This window comes from Cellulosimicrobium sp. AB352, assembly GCF_049538415.1.
Classification (GTDB): Bacteria; Actinomycetota; Actinomycetes; order Actinomycetales; family Cellulomonadaceae; genus Cellulosimicrobium; species Cellulosimicrobium funkei.
In genome coordinates, this window is the sequence record NZ_JBMVFX010000033.1 from 23,181 (window position 1) to 40,366 (window position 17,186).

The 17,186-nt window shown below is 75.9% G+C and carries 20 protein-coding genes; 9 read left to right on the forward strand and 11 right to left on the reverse strand.

Annotated features, from left to right (window positions below; all coding sequences use genetic code 11):
• Positions 1-9 precede the first annotated feature (9 nt).
• The 4 genes from ACPCUX_RS17985 to ACPCUX_RS18000 all read left to right on the forward strand — a co-directional run bounded on the left by ACPCUX_RS17985 (position 10) and on the right by ACPCUX_RS18000 (position 3,565).
• Positions 10-801, forward strand: coding sequence for an SDR family NAD(P)-dependent oxidoreductase (locus ACPCUX_RS17985; protein ID WP_423389319.1), 792 nt, complete (start codon positions 10-12; stop codon positions 799-801).
• Positions 802-947: 146 nt separating this feature from the next.
• On the forward strand, positions 948-1,622 hold the full coding sequence (gene msrA / locus ACPCUX_RS17990; protein WP_043655228.1) for a peptide-methionine (S)-S-oxide reductase MsrA: 675 nt from the start codon (positions 948-950) through the stop codon (positions 1,620-1,622).
• 135 nt (positions 1,623-1,757) lie between these two features.
• Positions 1,758-2,594, forward strand: a complete 837-nt coding sequence (locus ACPCUX_RS17995; protein WP_423389320.1) for an aldo/keto reductase — start codon at positions 1,758-1,760, stop codon at positions 2,592-2,594.
• 143 nt (positions 2,595-2,737) lie between these two features.
• Positions 2,738-3,565 carry a CPBP family intramembrane glutamic endopeptidase gene (locus ACPCUX_RS18000; RefSeq protein WP_034653394.1) on the forward strand — a complete coding sequence of 276 codons (828 nt, stop codon included), beginning with the start codon at positions 2,738-2,740 and terminating at the stop codon, positions 3,563-3,565.
• A gap of 21 nt (positions 3,566-3,586) precedes the next feature.
• On the opposite strand, the gene ACPCUX_RS18005 is transcribed toward ACPCUX_RS18000, so the two are convergent.
• From ACPCUX_RS18005 to ACPCUX_RS18025, 5 genes are all read right to left on the reverse strand, one after another.
• Positions 3,587-4,414, reverse strand: coding sequence for a phosphatase PAP2 family protein (locus tag ACPCUX_RS18005; RefSeq protein ID WP_409141616.1), 828 nt, complete (start codon positions 4,412-4,414; stop codon positions 3,587-3,589).
• A gap of 134 nt (positions 4,415-4,548) precedes the next feature.
• Positions 4,549-5,208 carry an SRPBCC family protein gene (locus ACPCUX_RS18010; protein ID WP_423389321.1) on the reverse strand — a complete coding sequence of 220 codons (660 nt, stop codon included), beginning with the start codon at positions 5,206-5,208 and terminating at the stop codon, positions 4,549-4,551.
• The gene (locus ACPCUX_RS18015) at positions 5,205-5,597 is read right to left on the reverse strand and encodes an ArsR/SmtB family transcription factor (RefSeq protein WP_423389322.1); all 393 of its coding nucleotides are present in this window, start codon (positions 5,595-5,597) and stop codon (positions 5,205-5,207) included. Before ACPCUX_RS18015 ends, ACPCUX_RS18010 begins: the two co-directional genes overlap by 4 nt.
• Before the next feature lie 39 nt (positions 5,598-5,636).
• Complete coding sequence (locus ACPCUX_RS18020) at positions 5,637-6,212, reverse strand: GNAT family N-acetyltransferase (RefSeq protein WP_423389323.1); 576 nt, start codon at positions 6,210-6,212, stop codon at positions 5,637-5,639.
• The gene (locus tag ACPCUX_RS18025; protein WP_423389324.1) at positions 6,209-7,096 is read right to left on the reverse strand and encodes a substrate-binding domain-containing protein; all 888 of its coding nucleotides are present in this window, start codon (positions 7,094-7,096) and stop codon (positions 6,209-6,211) included. The genes ACPCUX_RS18020 and ACPCUX_RS18025 overlap by 4 nt, the downstream gene beginning before the upstream one ends.
• 144 nt (positions 7,097-7,240) lie before the next feature.
• On the opposite strand from ACPCUX_RS18025, the gene ACPCUX_RS18030 reads away from it, so the two are divergent.
• The gene (locus tag ACPCUX_RS18030) at positions 7,241-7,621 is read left to right on the forward strand and encodes a DUF5997 family protein (RefSeq protein WP_034650386.1); all 381 of its coding nucleotides are present in this window, start codon (positions 7,241-7,243) and stop codon (positions 7,619-7,621) included.
• A 44-nt stretch (positions 7,622-7,665) separates the two neighbouring features.
• Here ACPCUX_RS18030 and ACPCUX_RS18035 read toward each other — a convergent pair whose 3' ends face one another.
• Positions 7,666-7,995, reverse strand: a complete 330-nt coding sequence (locus tag ACPCUX_RS18035; protein ID WP_369824970.1) for a SelT/SelW/SelH family protein — start codon at positions 7,993-7,995, stop codon at positions 7,666-7,668.
• 182 nt (positions 7,996-8,177) lie between these two features.
• Entirely contained in the window at positions 8,178-9,572 is a 1,395-nt protein-coding gene (locus tag ACPCUX_RS18040) for a DUF2252 domain-containing protein (protein ID WP_216607995.1), read from the reverse strand.
• An 88-nt stretch (positions 9,573-9,660) separates the two neighbouring features.
• On the opposite strand from ACPCUX_RS18040, the gene ACPCUX_RS18045 reads away from it, so the two are divergent.
• Complete coding sequence (locus ACPCUX_RS18045; RefSeq protein ID WP_423389325.1) at positions 9,661-10,869, forward strand: class I SAM-dependent methyltransferase; 1,209 nt, start codon at positions 9,661-9,663, stop codon at positions 10,867-10,869.
• Positions 10,870-10,927: 58 nt separating this feature from the next.
• On the opposite strand, the gene ACPCUX_RS18050 is transcribed toward ACPCUX_RS18045, so the two are convergent.
• Positions 10,928-11,338 (reverse strand): FKBP-type peptidyl-prolyl cis-trans isomerase, encoded by a 411-nt coding sequence (locus tag ACPCUX_RS18050; RefSeq protein ID WP_009864026.1) that lies wholly within the window; start codon positions 11,336-11,338, stop codon positions 10,928-10,930.
• Positions 11,339-11,474: 136 nt separating this feature from the next.
• On the opposite strand from ACPCUX_RS18050, the gene ACPCUX_RS18055 reads away from it, so the two are divergent.
• Together ACPCUX_RS18055 and ACPCUX_RS18060 are read left to right on the forward strand one after the other, a co-directional pair.
• Positions 11,475-12,353: an alpha/beta fold hydrolase gene (locus ACPCUX_RS18055; protein ID WP_423389326.1), complete on the forward strand. Its 879-nt coding sequence runs from the start codon at positions 11,475-11,477 to the stop codon at positions 12,351-12,353.
• The gene (locus ACPCUX_RS18060) at positions 12,346-12,945 is read left to right on the forward strand and encodes a TetR/AcrR family transcriptional regulator (protein WP_423389327.1); all 600 of its coding nucleotides are present in this window, start codon (positions 12,346-12,348) and stop codon (positions 12,943-12,945) included. Before ACPCUX_RS18055 ends, ACPCUX_RS18060 begins: the two co-directional genes overlap by 8 nt.
• Positions 12,946-12,968: 23 nt before the next feature.
• On the opposite strand, the gene ACPCUX_RS18065 is transcribed toward ACPCUX_RS18060, so the two are convergent.
• Complete coding sequence (locus tag ACPCUX_RS18065) at positions 12,969-14,378, reverse strand: cystathionine beta-synthase (RefSeq protein WP_114554192.1); 1,410 nt, start codon at positions 14,376-14,378, stop codon at positions 12,969-12,971.
• Between the two features lie 146 nt (positions 14,379-14,524).
• On the opposite strand from ACPCUX_RS18065, the gene ACPCUX_RS18070 reads away from it, so the two are divergent.
• A complete protein-coding gene (locus ACPCUX_RS18070; protein WP_423389328.1) occupies positions 14,525-15,241 on the forward strand; it encodes a DUF5701 family protein in 717 nt (238 codons plus the stop codon).
• Between the two features lie 76 nt (positions 15,242-15,317).
• Here ACPCUX_RS18070 and ACPCUX_RS18075 read toward each other — a convergent pair whose 3' ends face one another.
• Together ACPCUX_RS18075 and ACPCUX_RS18080 are read right to left on the reverse strand one after the other, a co-directional pair.
• Complete coding sequence (locus ACPCUX_RS18075) at positions 15,318-15,785, reverse strand: hypothetical protein (RefSeq protein WP_137281140.1); 468 nt, start codon at positions 15,783-15,785, stop codon at positions 15,318-15,320.
• Positions 15,786-15,838: 53 nt separating this feature from the next.
• On the reverse strand, positions 15,839-16,753 hold the full coding sequence (locus ACPCUX_RS18080) for a Bax inhibitor-1/YccA family protein (RefSeq protein ID WP_021482325.1): 915 nt from the start codon (positions 16,751-16,753) through the stop codon (positions 15,839-15,841).
• Positions 16,754-17,186 lie beyond the last annotated feature (433 nt).

Genomic DNA, 17,186 nt, shown 5'->3' on the forward strand with positions numbered 1-17,186 from the left:
AGCCCGCGCATGAGGATCGACCTGGACGGCAGGAGGGCGCTCGTCACCGGCTCGGCGCAGGGCATCGGGCTCGCGATCGCGCGCACGCTCGCGGCGTGCGGCGCGGCGGTCGTCGTCAACGGGCGCTCCGAGGAGACGGCGCAGCGGGCCGCCGCCGACGTGCGCGAGCACGTGCCCGGGGCGGACGTGCTGGGCGTGGCCGCGGACCTCGCGACCGACGAGGGGACGGCGGCCGTGCTCGACGCCGTGCCGCACGTCGACGTGCTGGTGAACAACCTCGGCATCTTCTCGAGCGCGGACCCGCTCGCGATCGACGACGCCACGTGGCGCCGCTACTTCGAGGTGAACGTCCTCGCGGGCGTGCGGCTCACGCGCGCGTACCTGCCGGGGATGACGGAGCGCGGCTGGGGCCGGGTGCAGTTCGTCGGGAGCGACTCGGCGGTCGCGATCCCGGCCGAGATGATCCACTACGGCGTGACGAAGACGGCGCTGCTCGGCGTGTCGCGCGGGTTCGCCAAGGCGGCGGGCACGGGCGTCACGGTGAACAGCGTGCTCGCCGGGCCCACGCACACGGGCGGGGTGGAGGCGTTCGCGCGCGAGCTCGTCGGCGACGACCTGCCGTGGGACGAGGCGCAGCGCGTGTTCATGCGCGAGCACCGCCCGCAGTCGCTGCTCCAGCGCCTCATCGAGCCGGAGGAGATCGCGCACATGGTCGCCTACCTCGCGTCACCGCTCGCGTCGGCGACGACCGGCGCCGCGGTGCGCGTCGACGGCGGGTACATCGACTCGATCGTCCCGTGAGAGGCTCGGGCCGGACGCCTCCCTCGACCCCCTTGGTCGCGGCACGTCCGCGGAACACCGACCGCCCCCGCCGCGTTCTACCCCGTGCCAGGACGATGCGTCGTGGGCCAGCGCCCCGGTCGTCCGGGCACCTCAGGAGGTAAGCGATGAACTCGATCTTCGACGCGATCTTCGGCTCGTCCGGCAAGACGACGATGATCGCCCCGGAGGACGCGCTGCCCGGGCGCCAGTCGCCCGTGCTGCAGACGCCGCGTCCCCACACCGTGCTCGGCACCTCGATCACCGGCCCGTGGCCTGAGGGCACGCGCGTGCTCTACCTGGCGATGGGCTGCTTCTGGGGCGCCGAGGAGATCTTCTGGCAGGTCCCCGGAGTGGTGAGCACCGCCGTCGGCTACATGGGCGGCACGACGCCGAACCCCACCTACGAGGAGGCGTGCACCGCGCGCACCGGCCACACCGAGACGGCGCTCGTCGCGTACGACCCGACGAAGGTCTCCGAGGAGGAGCTGCTCAAGATCTTCTGGGAGCGCCACGACCCGACGCAGGGCTACCGCCAGGGCAACGACGTCGGCACCCAGTACCGGTCCGCCGTGTACTGGACGACGCCCGAGCAGGAGCGAGCCGTCCGTGAGACGGCGGCGCGCTACTCCGCGGTGCTCGAGGCCAAGGGGTACGACCCGGTGACGACCGAGATGCGCCCCGCGGCAGAGGCCGGGCCGTTCTACTACGCCGAGGACTACCACCAGCAGTACCTCGACAAGAACCCGAACGGCTACCGCTGCCACGCGACCACGGGGGTCCCGTTCCCGAGCGCCGCGTAGCACCCGCCGAGAGGTGAGAAGTGGCCCCTGGTCCCGCCGGACCAGGGGCCACTTCTCGCATCTCGCCCGCGCGACGTCCCGCTGCCGCGTCCCGCCGAGGTGCGGGGCCGCCGGGGTCGCCCGCACGATGGGCCCATGACGATCCCCACCCTCGCGGCGCAGGACGGCACGACGATCCCCGCGATCGGCCTCGGCACCTACCGGCTCCGGGGCGAGGAGGGTGCGGACGCCGTCGCGCGCGCGATCGACGCGGGGTACCGGCTCGTCGACTCCGCGTTCAGCTACGAGAACGAGGGCGCCGTGGGTGCGGCGGTGCGCCGCTCGGGCGTCGCGCGCGAGGACGTGCTCGTGACGTCGAAGCTCCCCGGGCGCCACCACGCGCACGACGACGCCGTCCGGACGGTCGAGGAGTCGGTGCTGCGCACGGGCCTGGACTACCTCGACCTGTACCTCGTGCACTGGCCCAACCCGCGCGTGGGCCGGTACGTCGAGGCGTACGAGGCGCTCGTGGAGTGCCGCGACCGGGGCCTGGTCCGGCACGTCGGGGTCTCGAACTTCCTGCCTGAGCACCTGGACGCGGTGATCGCGGCGACGGGCGTGACGCCCGTCGTGAACCAGGTCGAGCTGCACCCGTACTTCCCGCAGCCGCTCCAGCGCGCGGCGGACGCGGAGCGCGGCGTCGTCACGGAGGCGTGGAGCCCGATCGGTCGCGCGAACGACCTGCTCCGTGACCCGGTCGTCACGCAGGTCGCGGCCGCGCACGGCGTCTCCCCGGTGCAGGCGATCCTGCGCTGGCACGTGCAGCTCGGCGTCGTGCCGCTGCCGAAGGCGTCGTCGCCGGAGCGTCAGCGCGAGAACCTCGACGTGTTCTCGTTCGAGCTGACCACGCACGAGATGAACGCCCTGACGGGGCTCGCCCGGCCGGACGGGCGCACGAACGGCCAGGACCCGGCGGTGCACGAGGAGCTGTAGCGCCGGGGACCCGCGCGGCCCGGCAGCGGCCCGGTCTCGGCCCGGTCTCGGCATGGTCGGGGCCCGGTCCCGGCGCGGCGGCGCGCGCCCGGGCGCCCGGGTCGTGGCACCGTGTGCGCGTGACCTCCCCCGCGCTCAGCCCGCTGCCCGACGCCGCCCGCCCGCCCTGGGCGGTCGGGTCGCCCCTGCGTCTGCTCGCCGCGGTCCTCGTGTCCGGCTCCGCGGTGCTGCTCTTCGCGGTCCACGCGCGCCCGCTCGGGTACGTCCCGCTCGTCCTCGGGGTCGCGCTCGGGCTGCTCGTGGACCGGCGCCTCGGCCGCGACCTCGCGCTGGTCGGCGTCGGGATGGGGATCATCTCGACCATCTCGCTGAAGGCCGACCTGTCCGACGCCGGCATGGTGCGCTTCGCCGTCGTGCTCTCCCTCGCGGTGCTCGTCCCGTGGGCGCTGTCCCGCTTCGTCTTCCGCGAGGACGCCGTCACGTTCCCCGTCGCGACGGGGCGCCGCTGGACGCGGGGGCAGGTCGTGTACCTGGTCGTGGTCGTCGTGGCGGGCTACCTGATCCTGCCGTTCTACTTCATCGGGTCGGGCGCGTACCTCAACTGGCCGCCGATCACGGGCGGCGCGGAGATCGCGCGCCTGTTCGTCGGCGTCAACGCGGTGGGCATCTGGGACGAGCTGTTCTTCGTGTGCGTGGTCTTCGCGCTGTACCGCGAGCACTTCGGGGTGTGGACGGCGAACCTGCTGCAGGCGACGGTCTTCGTGTCGTTCCTCTGGGAGCTCGGCTACCGCGAGTGGGGCCCGCTGCTCACCGTGCCGTTCGCGCTCGTCCAGGGCTGGATCTTCTCCTGGAGCAAGTCGCTCACGTACGTCGTGGCCGTCCACCTGCTGTTCGACGTCGTGGTGTTCGCCGTGCTGGTGCACGCCCACCACCCGGAGCTGTTCGACGTCTTCGTCACCGCGCCGCGCTGACGGCGCCGCCCGCGGGCGGGGTCAGGACGGTCGGGCGAGCAGCACGCGGCGCACCCCGTCGACGCGGCACGCCGCCGCGACGGCCGTCGTGGCGGGACCGGCGAGCACCGTCACCGCCGCCACGACCACGGCGACGCCCACGGCCGCGCCGGCCACGACGTCGTGCGGGAAGTGCACGCCCTGGGCGACGCGGGCCGCCGCGACCGCCACGGCCAGCAGGGCCGGCACGACGACCCACACCGCGAGGTCGCGCGTACGGGAGCGGGTCGCGTGCCGCGCCGGCACGGCGCCGGGGACCCGCACGGCCGGCGCGCCGGCGAGGACGACGGCGGTCGCGAGGGCGAACGCGATCGCGGTGTGGTTGCTCGGGAACGACCAGTCGCCCGCCGCGGGGCAGTGCGCGACCTCGACCAGCTCCCAGCAGCCGCGCGGCTGCCGCACGAGCGACTTCACGGCCTCGCTCGCGGCGTAGGCGGCGACGGCGCCCACGCCGGCGACGAGCGTCGTCGCGACCGCGGGCGGCCCCCCCCGACGCGAGCGCCAGGCCACGAGCGCGCACCAGGCCACGAGCACGAGCACGCCGCCCTCGGCGACGAGCTCCGTCCCGGGGAGGTCGGCCGTGCGCGCCGTGACGGCGAGGTAGAGGGACTCGCTCGGGCCGCGCAGCATCCGGGCGACGAGGACGACGAGCGCCGCCCCGACGAGCCACGACACCGCCACGAGCGCCTGCCCCGCGAGCCCGGACGACGGCTCAGACGCCGGGGGTCGGACGAGCGTGCCCTCGCCCTCGTCACGTGTCGGGCCGGGGCCGGGCAGGGTCGTGGTGCGGGACGAATCGGGCGAAGTCATCGGACGAGGGTATGCCGGGTGAACCACGGGTGAACATCCGCCCCGCGGCGGACGTCCGCCGCGGGGCGTCCACCCAGGGCGGTACCTCGCGGGACCGGCGGCGCGACCCGCGACCGGCGACCGCGGGGGCGGCCCTACCGGGTGCCGGAGGAGTCCTCGTCCGCAGGGACGTAGAACGCCGTCGTGGCGGCGACGCGGGCGGCGACGTCGTCCGCGTCGAGTCCGTCGGCCGCGGCGAGCGCCGCTCCCCACGCCTCGCTGCTCGCGACGTTGAACGCGCGCAGCTCGGGGCTCGCGAGGACGGCCTCGGGGTCGAGCGTCGCCCCGCCGTCGAGGTGCAGCCCGAGGCCCAGCAGCGCGCCGTCCCACCCGACGCCGACCGCCCCCGGGCCGAACTGGTCCCACATCTCCGGCGGCACGACGGCGGTGTGCTCGAGCGTGAGGGTCGTGCCGCCGTCCGGCGCGGGCGCGAGCCGGACCTCGACGACGGACGAGTCCTCCGGCGTCGGCGGACTCATGACCCACGTGAGCCGCAGGAGCCGCGGGGCCTCGCACGCGCGGATCTCCCCGCCGGCGTTGCCCTCGACCTGGTAGGTGCCGCCGACCCGGAGGTCGCCCGTCACGGGCAGGAACCAGCGCGGGATGCGCTCGGGGTCGGTGACGGCGTCCCACACGTCCTCGACGTCGGCCGGGTAGGTGCGCTCGAGGGTGACGACCCGTGCGGCACCGGCGGGCAGGTCTCCCGTCCCGACGGTGCGCCGCGCGGCCTCGAGCTCGGCGATGAAGTCCTTCATGCTGTCCTCCTCGTGGTGTCGGTGGGGCGCTCGTCGTCCTCGTCGGCGCCGGGTGCCGTCGCTCGACGGCGCTCGCGGGCACCCCGGGCGAGCTCGGTCCCGAGCGCGTCCAGCCACTGCTCCCAGAACCGGCGCAGGCCCGCGGTCCAGTCCTCGACCTCGTCGAGGGCCGCCGGGTCGAGCGCGTAGAGGCGCCGGGTCCCGTCCGGGCGGACCGACGCGAACCCGCTGGTCCGCAGCACGCGCAGGTGCTGCGACACCGCGGGCTGGCTGATGCCGAACTCCTCCCCCACGCGCGCCGCGATCTCGCCGGCGGGCTGCTCGCCGTGCGCGAGGTGCTCGAGGATCCGACGACGCACCGGGTCGCCGAGGACGTCGAACGCTTCCATGACCCCCATCTTTCAGACTGCGCTTATATAAGTCAATGCCTATGTTGCGAGCGCGCGTGCCATGACCCGCTGCGGCCCGGCGCTCCCCCCGAGGTACGCGCCGCGGTCGCGCAGCCCCGCGCGCGCGTACGCGCGCCGCGCCGCCGCGTTGCGGTCGTTGACCGTGAGGACGAGCGCCTCGTACGGCGCCGTCCGCCCGCGCAGCGCCGCGAGCGCCGCGACCGCGCCGGGAAGGTCCCGCACGACGCGCGACCCGACGCCGCCGCCCTGCGCCGCGACGTCGACGAGGAAGCCGCGGAACAGCACGACGCCGTCCGGGGCGACGCCGTCGAGCAGCGCCGCGACCTCGACCGGGGCACCGCCGGGGTGCAGCACGCCGAGCGCGACGGGGTCGCCGCCCGGCGGCCGGGCGACCAGCAGGTGCCGGCCCGGGTCGGCGTGGGCCGCGGCGACGACGTCGGCCGCGGGCGGCACGAACTCCTCCTGCCCGGGTCCCAGCCGGAGCCGGAGCGCGGCGGCGAGCAGCCGGCCCCGCTCGTCCGGGGGCACCGCGTCGAGCAGCACGAGCTCGACCGGGCCACCCGGAGCCTGCGGCGCGGGCGGCGGGGCCGTCACCGCCGCTTCCCGCCCCGACCGCGGGCGCCCCGGCCCTTCGGCGTGCCGCGGCCCTGCGCGCCGCCCCCGCCGCGCCCGCCGCCCGCTCCCCCACGACCGGCGCCCGCTCCGCCGCGGCCCGCGCCACCGCGCGCGTCGCGGTCGCGGCGCTCGCGGGCGGGCGCGACATCCTCCGCGGGCGCCGTCGCCCGACGCCCGCGCGAGCTGTTGGCCGTGCGGCCGCGGACGATCCCGACCATCTCCTCGACGAGGTCGTCGTCGCGGTCCGCGACCCACGCGAGCGCGACGGGGGCCGACGGCGCCCCCTCCAGGCGGCGGTAGGTGACGTCCTTGCGGTGGTGCAGGCGCGCAAGCGACTGCGGCACGACGGCCACCCCGACGTTCGCGGCGACCAGCACGACCGCGTCGCCGGTCGTCGCGGGCCGCTCGTCGGCCGGCCGCCCCGGTGGCCGCGGCGCGTCGTCCGCGGCCCCGGCCTCGCCCGCCCACGGCACGACGTCGTCGAGCGGCCGCAGCAGCACGTCGTCGGCGAGGTCGTCGAGCGCGACCGGCTCCTCGGGCTCCAGGGCGGCGAGCAGGTGGTCGCGCGACACGAGGACGACGGGCGCCTCCTCGTAGAGGCGGATCGCGCTCAGCACGTCGCGGTCGACGGGCAGGCGCAGGATCGCGGCGTCGGCCTCGTCGTCGCGCAGCGCCCGCTCCGCGTCGCCGGGCTCGACGGCGACGAGCTCGAGCGGCACGTCGGGGAGGCGCTCGCGCCACGTGCGCACCCACTTGGCCGGGGTCGCGCCGGGGACGTACGCGAGCCGGAACCGGCGGCCGGCCCCGTCGTCCCCGCCGCCGTCGGTCGTTGCCTCGGGAGCCGTGCCCGCGTCGTCGTCCACCCGGACAGCCTAGGCGCGCGGTCCCGCGCGCTCCCGCGCGACGTGCACCGGGCCCGGCTCCGGTCCGTCGCAGGCCCGCCGGACGCCCGCGGCGCGCCCGACCGCGGGCCGCCGGCACCCGACCGGCCGACTACCCTGGAGCCCATGACCCCCAAGCAGTCCGCGCAGACCATGAAGCCCGCCACCGCGGCGAAGAAGCTCGGGGTGTACCTGCCCGCCACGCCGCAGGAGTTCCAGGAGGGCACCATCACCCGGGCGCAGCTCGAGGAGATGGAGAAGAACCCGCCCCAGTGGCTCGCGGACCTGCGCCGAAACGGCCCCCACCCGCGGCCCGTCGTCGCGGGCCGGCTCGGCGTCTCCATCTCTGGCCTCACGCGCGGCGGCCTCACCGAGCCGCTGACCACCGACGAGATCGACGCGCTGCGCCAGGACCCGCCGGAGTGGCTGACGGCCGAGCGCGAGGTGCAGAAGAAGGTCCGCGCCGAGGAGGAGCGGCTCGCCGCCGCGCGCGCGAAGAAGGGCTGAGCCGCGTCCTGCGGGACCGCGTCTGCCGGGCGGCCCGACCGGCCTCAGTCCGTGCGCGGCGCGTCCGTCGCGGCGTCCGTCGCAGCGTCCGTCGCGGTGGCCGCGCGGTCGGTGTGGCCGAGCGACAGGTCGGGCGCGACGGCGTCGCGCACCCGGCGCTTGAGGTCCGGGATCTCGGGGAACCCGCCGTCGACGCGGCGGTCCCACAGCAGCACCGGCCCGTCCCCGGCGTCGAGCGTGACCCGGAAGACGCCGTCCGTGCCGGGCACGAGGGCCACCTCGCCCAGGCGCGTGCGGAACGTCTGCAGGAGCTCCTGCGCGACCCACGCCGCGCGCAGCAGCCAGCGGCACTGCGTGCAGTACTCGACCGCCACGCGCGCGGTCCCGCGCGCCTCGGCGGGCGCGGTCGGAGCCTCTGCCCGCACGGAGGACTCCGCAGGCGCCTCGGCGGGCGCGGGGGCGTGCGAGCCGGGCTGAGCGGCGTCGTCCGTCATGGCGCCCAGCGTACGGGCGACGGCGGGGCGCGCGGGTGGCCGTCCACCGCCGTCGGACCGGCTCAGACGCCCCGCTCGGCCGGGAGGCGGCCGCTCGTCACGGCGGCCTCGAGCGCGGCGTAGTCCCCCTCGACGACGTCCGCGTACGCGCGCGACCACCGCGCGAGGGACTCGTCGAACACGTCGGAGCGGCCGAGGTAGCCGTGCGCCACGCGCGCGCCCGGCGACTGGCTGTGCGCGCGGGCGAGCACGCGCCCGCACAGCTCCCCGTACCGCACGAACTGCGAGGCCGAGAGCCGGCCGAGCTCGACGGACCCCTTCATGTCGCGGAACTGGCGCCAGTAGAAGTCGACGCGCGGGCGGCCCGTGCGGTCGGGCGCCTCGACGGTCGTCCACCCCAGGAACGGGTCGGACTGCGCCTGCAGGATGCGCTGGGCGGCGACCACCCGGCGGCCCTGCGCGGGCAGGGCCCCGGCGGGCACGAGCCCGGACGGCAGCGCGTCGACCATCCCGCCGTACGTCGCGAGGACCGACGACGTCGCCTCCTTCACCTGCAGCACGAGCGGCTCCCCCGCGGGCCCCTCGAGGAGCACGATGTAGCAGCGCGTCCCGACGCTCCCGACGCCCACGACGCGCAGCACGAAGTCCACGACCGTGAACTGGCTCAGCAGGAGCCGGGCGTCGGCGCGCAGCGGCTCGCGGTACGCCTCGAACAGCGTCGTGAGCTCGTCGACGCTCGCCGTGTCCACGTGCTGGGTGACCGGTGGCTGGTCGACGATCCGGGTGCGGCCGTCGGCGGTCCGGCTCGTGATCTTCCGCACCACCTGCTCCGACGTGCGCCGCCGCGCCTTGCGCACGGTCCGCTCGAGCTCCTCGCGCCCGCCGTCGAGCAGCAGGGGCTCGATGACCGCGGTGTCGACGAGGAACGCGTAGCGCGCGAGGGCGTCGCGCGCGAACGCCTCGGCGAGCGTCTCGCGGTACCCGCGCACCGCGCCGCGCGCGGCGTCCGCGCAGTCGTGCTCGGCCAGGCCCTTGTCCCGCCCGCCCACGTACATGCTCGCCGCGAGGCGCTTGACGTCCCACTCCCACGGGGCGTCCGACGCCTCGTCGAAGTCGTTGAGGTCGAACAGGACCCGCCGCTCGGGCGACGCGAAGAGCCCGAAGTTGGAGACGTGCGCGTCCCCGCACGCGACGACCTGGACGCCGGTCCGGGGGCCGTCGCGCAGGTCGTGGGCCATGGTCGCGGCGGTGCCGCGGTAGAACGCGAAGGGCGACTCGAGCATCCGGCCGATCCGCAGCGGGACGAGGTCCTGGAGCCGGTCGCGGTTCTGCTCCTCGACGATCGCCACCGGGTCGCGCTCCGGCAGCAGCAGCGCGCCCTGCGTGCGGCGCGGCACCCGGTCGCGCAGCGCGCGCCCGACGGCACGGGACTCGACCAGGGTTCGCGGGACGTCCACGGGTGCCTCCTCGCTCTCCGCAGTCGCACAGTAGCGCTCCGCCGGGCGCGCGGCGCGGCGACCACCGGGCGTCGGGGAGACTGGGGCGGTGACGACCTCGCCCGACCTCGCCGCCCTCCTGGAGCGCCTGCGCACCCACGACGTCGGCCCGGACCGGGAGGACGCACCGGTCGCCGTCGACCCGGCCGACCGCCTGCTGCTCGACGAGGCGTCGCCCCTGCTCGCCGGCGTCGCGCCGGGGGCCGTGGCCGTCGTCGACGACCGGTACGGCGCCCTCACCCTGGGTGCGGCGCTGCTCACCGGGGCAGGACCCGCCGGGGAAGCCGGGAGCGCGACCGCCCCCGGGGGGCGCGTGCGCGTCCACCAGGACGCGTGCACCGCGGAGGCGGCGCTCGACGCGAACGCGCGCGCGGCGGGGATGGCGACGGCGTACGACCGCCACGGCCTCGACGCGGGGCTCCTGGCCGGGGCGCGGGTCGTGCTGCTGCGGCTCCCCCGCGGCCTCGCGGCGCTGCGCGACGTCGCAGAGCACGCCGCGCGCGAGGCCGGTCCGGACGTCGTGCTCCTCGGGAGCGCGCGCGTCAAGCACATGACGCGCGCTATGAACGACGTCCTCGCCGAGTCGTTCGGCGAGGTGCGCGCGAGCCTCGCCCGGGGCAAGTCCCGCGTGCTCGTCGCGTCGGCGCCCCGGCCGGCGCGCCCGCTCACCTACCCGGTCGTCACCGACCTGGCCGACGTCGGCCTGCGGGTCGCGGCGTTCGGCGCCGCCTTCGCGGGAGCGGGCCTGGACCTCGGCACGCGGTTCCTGCTCGACCGGCTCGGCGCCGACGACGGACCGACCCCCGGCGGGCAGGGTGCGGCGCCGCGCGACGTCGTCGACCTCGGGTGCGGGACGGGCCTGCTCGCCGCGTGGGCGGCCCGGCGCTGGCCCGACGCGCGGGTGGTCGCCGCCGACCGCTCGGACGCCGCCGTCCGCTCGACGGCGCTCACGGCGCGCGAGAACGGCGTGGCCGACCGCGTGCGCACGGTGCGCGACGACGCGGGCGCGACCCTCGCGGACGCGAGCGCCGACGTCGTGCTGCTCAACCCGCCGTTCCACGACGGCGCGGCGGTGCGCACCGACGCGGCGCACCGCATGTTCGCGACCGCGGGGCGCGTGCTGCGACCGGGCGGCGAGCTGTGGTGCGTCTGGAACTCGCACCTGCGGTACCGCCCCGCGCTCGAGCGCGCGGTCGGGCCCACGACGCAGGTCGCGCGCGACCCGCGCTTCACGGTGACGCGGTCCGTGCGGCGCTGAGCGGCGGGCGCCCGTCGTGGGTGATCACCGCGACGACGGGCACCCCGCGCTCACGAGGTCACTGGACGTCGACGACGTCCACGACGAAGACGAGCGTGTCCGTGCCGCCGATGCCGGCCTGCGGCACGCCGCGCTGGCCGTAGCCGTGCTCCGGCGGGATCGAGAGCAGCACGCGGGAGCCGACGTTCTGGCCCACGAGGCCCTTGTCCCAGCCGCCGATGACGGCGCCGACGCCGATGGGGAAGGCGATGGTGTCGCCGCGGTCGTAGGAGTTGTCGAAGACGTGCCCGCCCCAGGTCTGGCCGAGGTAGTGCACGACGATGTTGCGCCCCGACGTGACGGCCGGGCCGTCGCCCTCGGTGAGCACGACCACCTGCAGACCGCTGGGCGCGTCCGTCTCGGGGAAGGTGAGCGTCGGCTTCTCGCCGAAGGATCCCGAGGCGGTGGGGAGGGTGGGCTGGTCGGTCACGAGGTTGCCTCTCGTCGGGTGCGGGAAGGCCCGCGCGGGCGCGGGTCTCCCTACCCTACGCGGGTCGCCACGACCCGGCCGGGCGCGATCGCCGGAGCTCTTGCCCTCGTTGACTAATGGCATTAGCCTTGCAGCTATGACCACGAGCCAGCACCCGACCGTGCGCCACCTCGCCCGCGCCGAGGGACGCCTCGCCTACACCGACCAGGGCTCCGGCCCGCTCGTCGTCGCCGCGCCCGGCATGGGCGACCTCCGCGCCACCTACGACGACGTCGTCCCCCACCTCGTCGCCGCGGGCCACCGCGTGGTCGTCATGGACCTGCGCGGCCACGGCGACAGCGACACGACCTTCGCGACGCACGGCGACGAGGCGACCGCGTCCGACTACGTCGCGCTCGTCGAGCACCTGGACGCCGGCCCGGCCGTCCTGCTGGGCAGCTCCATGGCGGCGTCGGCCGCCGTCGTCGCCGCGGCCCTGCGTCCCGACCTCGTGCGCGGGCTCGTCCTGCTCGACGGGTTCCTGCGCGAGCCGTCGTCCCCCGCGAGGCTCCGCGCGATGCGCATGCTCTACCGCGTCGCGCTCGCACGACCGTGGGGCGCGGCGTTCTGGGCCTCGTTCTACGGCTCGCTGAACAAGGGCCGCACCCCCGCACGCCTCGCCGCGCACCAGGCCGCGATCCGCGCCAACCTCTCCGAGCCGGGGCGCCTGCGCTCCTTCCGGGACCTCACCCTCCAGCTCGACCACCGCGTCGTCGAGCCGCGCGTCGCCCAGGTCGAGGCGCCCGTGCTCGCGGTCTACGGCGCGCTCGACCCCGACTACGCCGACCCGGCCGCCGAGGCCGCGTGGGCCGAGCAGGCGCTCGGCGCGACCACGCTCCTGCTGCCCGACGTCGGCCACTACCCCCAGCTCCAGGCGCCCGAGGAGGTCGTGGCCGCGACCCTCGACTTCCTCTCGGGGCTGCCCGACGCCGACGCGCGCCCGGATGCCGAGCGGTCGGAGGACGCTCGTGGCTAGGGCCGGGCTGTCCCACGACGCCGTCGTCCGGATCGCGCTCGACCTCGTCGACGCCGGCGGCCCGACGGGCTTCGCCGACCTCACGCTCGCCAAGGTCGCCGCGCAGGCGGGCGTCGCGACGCCGAGCCTCTACAAGCACGTCGGCTCGCTCGCCGCGCTGCGCCGCGAGGTCGCCGTCGTCGCCGTGGAGGACTACACGCGCGCCCTCACCGACGCGACGGTCGGCCTCGCCGGGCCCGACGCCGTCGCCGCCCTCGCGCACGCGACCCGGCAGTACGCCCGGGCGCACCCCGGCCGGTACGCGGCCGTGCAGGTCGCCCCCGACCCGGACGACCCCGCGGACGCCGCGCTGTCGGCGGCCGCGGGGCGCAGCGTCCAGGTCGTCGCCGCCGTGCTGCGCGGGTTCGACCTGCCCGAGGACCGCACGGTCGACGCCGTCCGGTCCGTGCGTGCGAGCCTGCACGGCTTCGTCGCGCTCGAGCTCGGCGGCGGCTACCGCCTGCCCGACGACCTCGACCGCAGCTTCGACCTGCACGTCCGCGCGCTCCTCGCCGGGCTGGCGTCCCTCGCGCGCCCGCCGGCCGGAGCCTGAGGCGCGCGGGGGCCCGGTGGGGATCAGCGGGCGGCGACGAACCCCAGGAGGTCGTGCCGCGTGAGGACCCCGACCGGGTCGCCGTCCTCGACGACGAGCAGCGCGTCGGCGTCGTGCAGCGCGGTGCGCACCGCCTCGACGCCCTCGCCCGCGCCGATGAGCGGGAAGCGGGGCTCCATGTGCTGGTCCACGCGGTCGGCGAGCGACGCGCGGCCGGAGAAGACGGCGTCGAGCAGCGCGCGCTCGCTCACCGACCCGGCCACCTCCCCGCTCTTCACGGGCGGCTCGGCGCCGACGACGGGCATCTGCGACACCCCGTACTCGCGCAGGATCTCGATGGCGTCGCGGACCGTCTCGCTCGGGTGCGTGTGCACGAGGTCGGGCAGGCGGCCGTCCTTCGCGCGCAGCACGTCGCCCGCGGTCACGCCCTCCTCGTCGGGCAGGAACCCGTAGGACCGCATCCACGCGTCGTTGAAGATCTTGGAGAGGTAGCCGCGCCCGCTGTCCGGCAGCAGGACGACGATGACGGCCCGCGCGGCCGCCTCCGGGTCCTCCTCCTCGAGCCGGCGCGCGAGCCGCAGCGTCGCCTCGACCGCCATGCCGCACGACCCGCCGACGAGCAGGCCCTCCTCGCGCGCGAGGCGCCGGGTCATCGCGAACGAGTCGGCGTCGCTGACCGGGATGACCTCGTCGGGGACCGCCGGGTCGTAGGCGTCGGGCCAGAAGTCCTCGCCCACGCCCTCGACGAGGTACGGGCGCCCGTCGCCACCGGAGTAGACCGAGCCCGCCGGGTCCGCGCCGACGACGCGCACGCGACCGCCGTCGGAGTCCGCGCGGTCCGCGGAGACCTCCTTGAGGTAGCGGCCCGTGCCGGTGATGGTGCCGCCCGTGCCGACCCCGGCGACGAAGTGCGTCACGCGACCGTCGGTGTCGGCCCAGACCTCGGGGCCGGTGGACTCGTAGTGCGACGCCGGGCCGTTCGGGTTCGCGTACTGGTTCGGCTTCCAGGCGCCCGGGATCTCGCGGACCAGCCGGTCGGAGACCGAGTAGTAGGAGTCCGGGTGGTCAGGGGCCACGGCGGTCGGCGTGACGACGACCCGCGCGCCGTACGCGCGCAGCACGTCGCGCTTGTCCTGGCTCACCTTGTCCGGGCAGACGAAGACGCAGTCGTACCCCTTGCGCTGCGCCACGAGCGCGAGCCCGACGCCCGTGTTGCCCGACGTCGGCTCCACGATCGTGCCGCCGGGCCGGAGCTCGCCCGAGGCCTCCGCGGCCTCGACCATCTTCAGCGCGATGCGGTCCTTGACGGAGCCGCCGGGGTTCACGTACTCGACCTTGGCGAGGATCGTCGCGCTGAGGCCTGCGGTGACACGGGACAGCCGGACGAGCGGGGTACCGCCGACGAGCTCGGACACGTGCTCTGCGTATCTCATGCCCCGATCATCCCCGATCCGGGCCGCGCGCGTGCTCGACCGGGCACCGTCCCGACCGACGCCCGGCACGAGGGTCGCTCGCGACGGGAATTCCCGTACGGTGTAGAGCGTTGAGGCCGCCGACATCCCCGACCGAGAGGTGACCCGTGCCCGAGCCCACGACCGCCGCCACCCGTCCCGCGTCCCCCGCAGCGGCCTCCGCGCCGCCCGCGCTCCCCCCGCTGCCCGACGTCGTCGCCCAGGCCGAGCGCCTCGTCGCGCTCGGCGTCCACGACATCGCCGGTCTCACCGCGGACGCGTTCCGCGCCGCCGCGGCCGACCTCGCGGCGACCGCCCCCGCGGGCGCGCTGCTCGTCGTCGACCCGGCGCTCGCGCCGCCGTCGGCGCTGGCTCCCCTGCTGCGGCTCCCGGCGAAGGACGGCGAGAAGGAGGGTTTCGTCGTCGTCGACATGACGGACGTGGACCGCTTCACGCCGATCGAGGAAATCGTCGTCCCGCCGGGGCCGCTCTCGCTCGTCACGGAGGTCGACCGCGGCGACGACCTGGCGAGCTGGTCCCCGGACGAGGCGCTGCCGGAGCTCACGGCGCGCGGCCGGACGCCGCTCCTGCTGCACGAGGGGATCCACTGGGCGCTCCAGGCGCCGGACGTCCTCGCGCGCAACCACTGCTACATGACGGTCGGCTCACGGCTGCGCAAGCCCGACGGCCGCCTCGACACCCGCACCCCCGCGCTCTGGATCTCGAACGGCACGGGACGCGACGGGCGCGAGCGCCGCGGCGCCCCGAAGGTCGGCTGGTGCTGGGCCGGGAACCGCCACACGTGGCTCGGCTTCGCCTCGGCCGCCGGCCGCCTCCCCGCCTGACCCCCGCTGAGTGCGGGAGAGAGTCGCGGCGGAGACGCCCGACCGCGACACTTTCCCGCACTCACGGGGCGGGCCGTCAGCCGACGAGGCCCAGGATCGCGACGAGGACCACGACGACGCCGAGCACGACGACGAGCAGCGGGCGGTCGGAGGCCTCGGGCGCCACGAGCCGGCCGAGACCCGCGCCGACCGCGGCGGTGACCCCGACGACGGCGGCCGCACCCGCCACGAGCGCGCCCCCGCCGCCCACGCCCGCGTCGGCGAGCTGTCGGGCGATCCCGCCCGCGAGCAACGAGCCCCAGAGCGCTCCGGCCACGAGGCCGAGCGCCGCGAACACGAGCGCGGCCCGGCGCTCCGTGGCGTCACGCGTGATCCGGGTGCCGAGCCAGGCGACGGCGGCACCCGCCGTCGGGACGCTGAGCAGGATGAGGAGCGCCGCGAACGACAGCCACGCGGGCGGCGCGCCCGAGACGACCATGTAGAGGACCTGGACGCCGAGCATCGCGGCCGCCGCGACGACGAGCCCGGCCAGAAACACCGGCACCCGCGGCGGGAGGTCCGCCGCGGGTGCCGGTTCACGGGTGCTGCGCGCCACCGTCAGTCGCTGCTCTGCAGGATCGCGAAGAGGCGCAGGAACTCGAGGTAGAGCCAGATCAGCGTGACCATGAGGCCGAACGCGGCCGACCACGCGAACTTGGCGGGGACGCCGGCCTCGACGCCACGCTTGATCGAGTCGAAGTCGACGATGAGCGACGCGGCGGCCAGGCCGACCGCGATGAGCCCGACGACGATGCCGATCGTGCCGCCGCGCATGCCCCAGCCGTCGAGGACGCCGAAGAGCACGAGGACGACGTTGACGAGCGAGAACGCGAGGTACCCGACCATCGCGATGAGCAGCCAGCGCGTGAACTTCGGGGTGACGCGCACCTTGCCGGAGCGGAACAGGAACAGCGCGGCCGCGAACGTCGCGACGGTCGCGAGGACCGCCTGGAAGACGATGTCCGTGAGGTTCCCGCCGTTGCCGACGGTCATGGTGCCGAACGCGAGGCTGATGCCACCGAGGAACAGGCCCTGGGCCACGGTGTAGGCGATGATCAGGGCCGGGCTGGGGTTCCGCTTGAACGCGTTGACCAGGCCGAGCACCAGGCCGGCGATCGCACCCAGCAGGTAGAGGAACGGCATCTGCGGCGTGAGGTACCACGACGCCGCCCCGACGACGACGAGCAGCGCGAGCAGACCGCCCGTCTTCATGATCACGTCGTCGTACGTGAGGCGCTTGGTGTCCGCCGTGGTCGCCGACGGCGCGCTGTACATCGCGTCGAGCTGCGCCGCGTCCGCGGTCTGGGCGCCGTACGCACCCCACTGCGCGCCCTGCGGGGGCGTGCCGTACGCGGGGCCCTGGCCCTGTGCGGGCGGGCTCCCGTAGGCAGGTGCGGCCTGCGTGGCCGCCCCACCGCGCCGGTTCTTCGGCTCGCCGAAGACCGCGCTGTTGTTGAAGACGGGGTTGCTCATGAGCTCCTCCTGGTCGCGGCGTCCACTACCTCTCAGCGGGCCTCGTCATCGGCGTCTCGCCTCGAGTCGGGTGTCGCTGGCCTGTGTTCATCCTAGGGAACGTGCGAGTCCCGGCCACTGTTCCCGCGGGTTTTCCGCGCCTCGCGAGCGAAGTCCCGACCAGCGGACCACACGCCGGGACGTCGTGTACGCCGCGCGGCGTACGCGCCCCGGGTCACGACGGCGGCAAGATACGTCGCAAGATGGCTGCCCGACGCCGAGCCCGTCCGTAGGCTCGAGACGTACCTCGCGGTGAGGGGCCCGGCCGGACCGGAGCGACCTTCCCGCGGTGCACCAGGACCATCCCGGACGAACGACCCTCGGAGGGGCGAAGTCATGATCGAAGCACGCGGCCTGACCAAGAGGTACGGGCCCAAGACCGCGGTGGACGGCA

Bases quoted from the DNA above. Each gene is read 5' to 3' on its own strand.
- ACPCUX_RS17985 (WP_423389319.1), top strand. From the start codon at position 10: ATGAGGATCGACCTGGACGGCAGGAGGGCGCTCGTCACCGGCTCGGCG.
- msrA (WP_043655228.1), top strand. From the start codon at position 948: ATGAACTCGATCTTCGACGCGATCTTCGGCTCGTCCGGCAAGACGACG.
- ACPCUX_RS17995 (WP_423389320.1), top strand. From the start codon at position 1,758: ATGACGATCCCCACCCTCGCGGCGCAGGACGGCACGACGATCCCCGCG.
- ACPCUX_RS18005 (WP_409141616.1), bottom strand. From the start codon at position 4,414: ATGACTTCGCCCGATTCGTCCCGCACCACGACCCTGCCCGGCCCCGGC.
- ACPCUX_RS18010 (WP_423389321.1), bottom strand. From the start codon at position 5,208: ATGAAGGACTTCATCGCCGAGCTCGAGGCCGCGCGGCGCACCGTCGGG.
- ACPCUX_RS18015 (WP_423389322.1), bottom strand. From the start codon at position 5,597: ATGGAAGCGTTCGACGTCCTCGGCGACCCGGTGCGTCGTCGGATCCTC.
- ACPCUX_RS18030 (WP_034650386.1), top strand. From the start codon at position 7,241: ATGACCCCCAAGCAGTCCGCGCAGACCATGAAGCCCGCCACCGCGGCG.
- ACPCUX_RS18055 (WP_423389326.1), top strand. From the start codon at position 11,475: ATGACCACGAGCCAGCACCCGACCGTGCGCCACCTCGCCCGCGCCGAG.
- ACPCUX_RS18065 (WP_114554192.1), bottom strand. From the start codon at position 14,378: ATGAGATACGCAGAGCACGTGTCCGAGCTCGTCGGCGGTACCCCGCTC.
- ACPCUX_RS18080 (WP_021482325.1), bottom strand. From the start codon at position 16,753: ATGAGCAACCCCGTCTTCAACAACAGCGCGGTCTTCGGCGAGCCGAAG.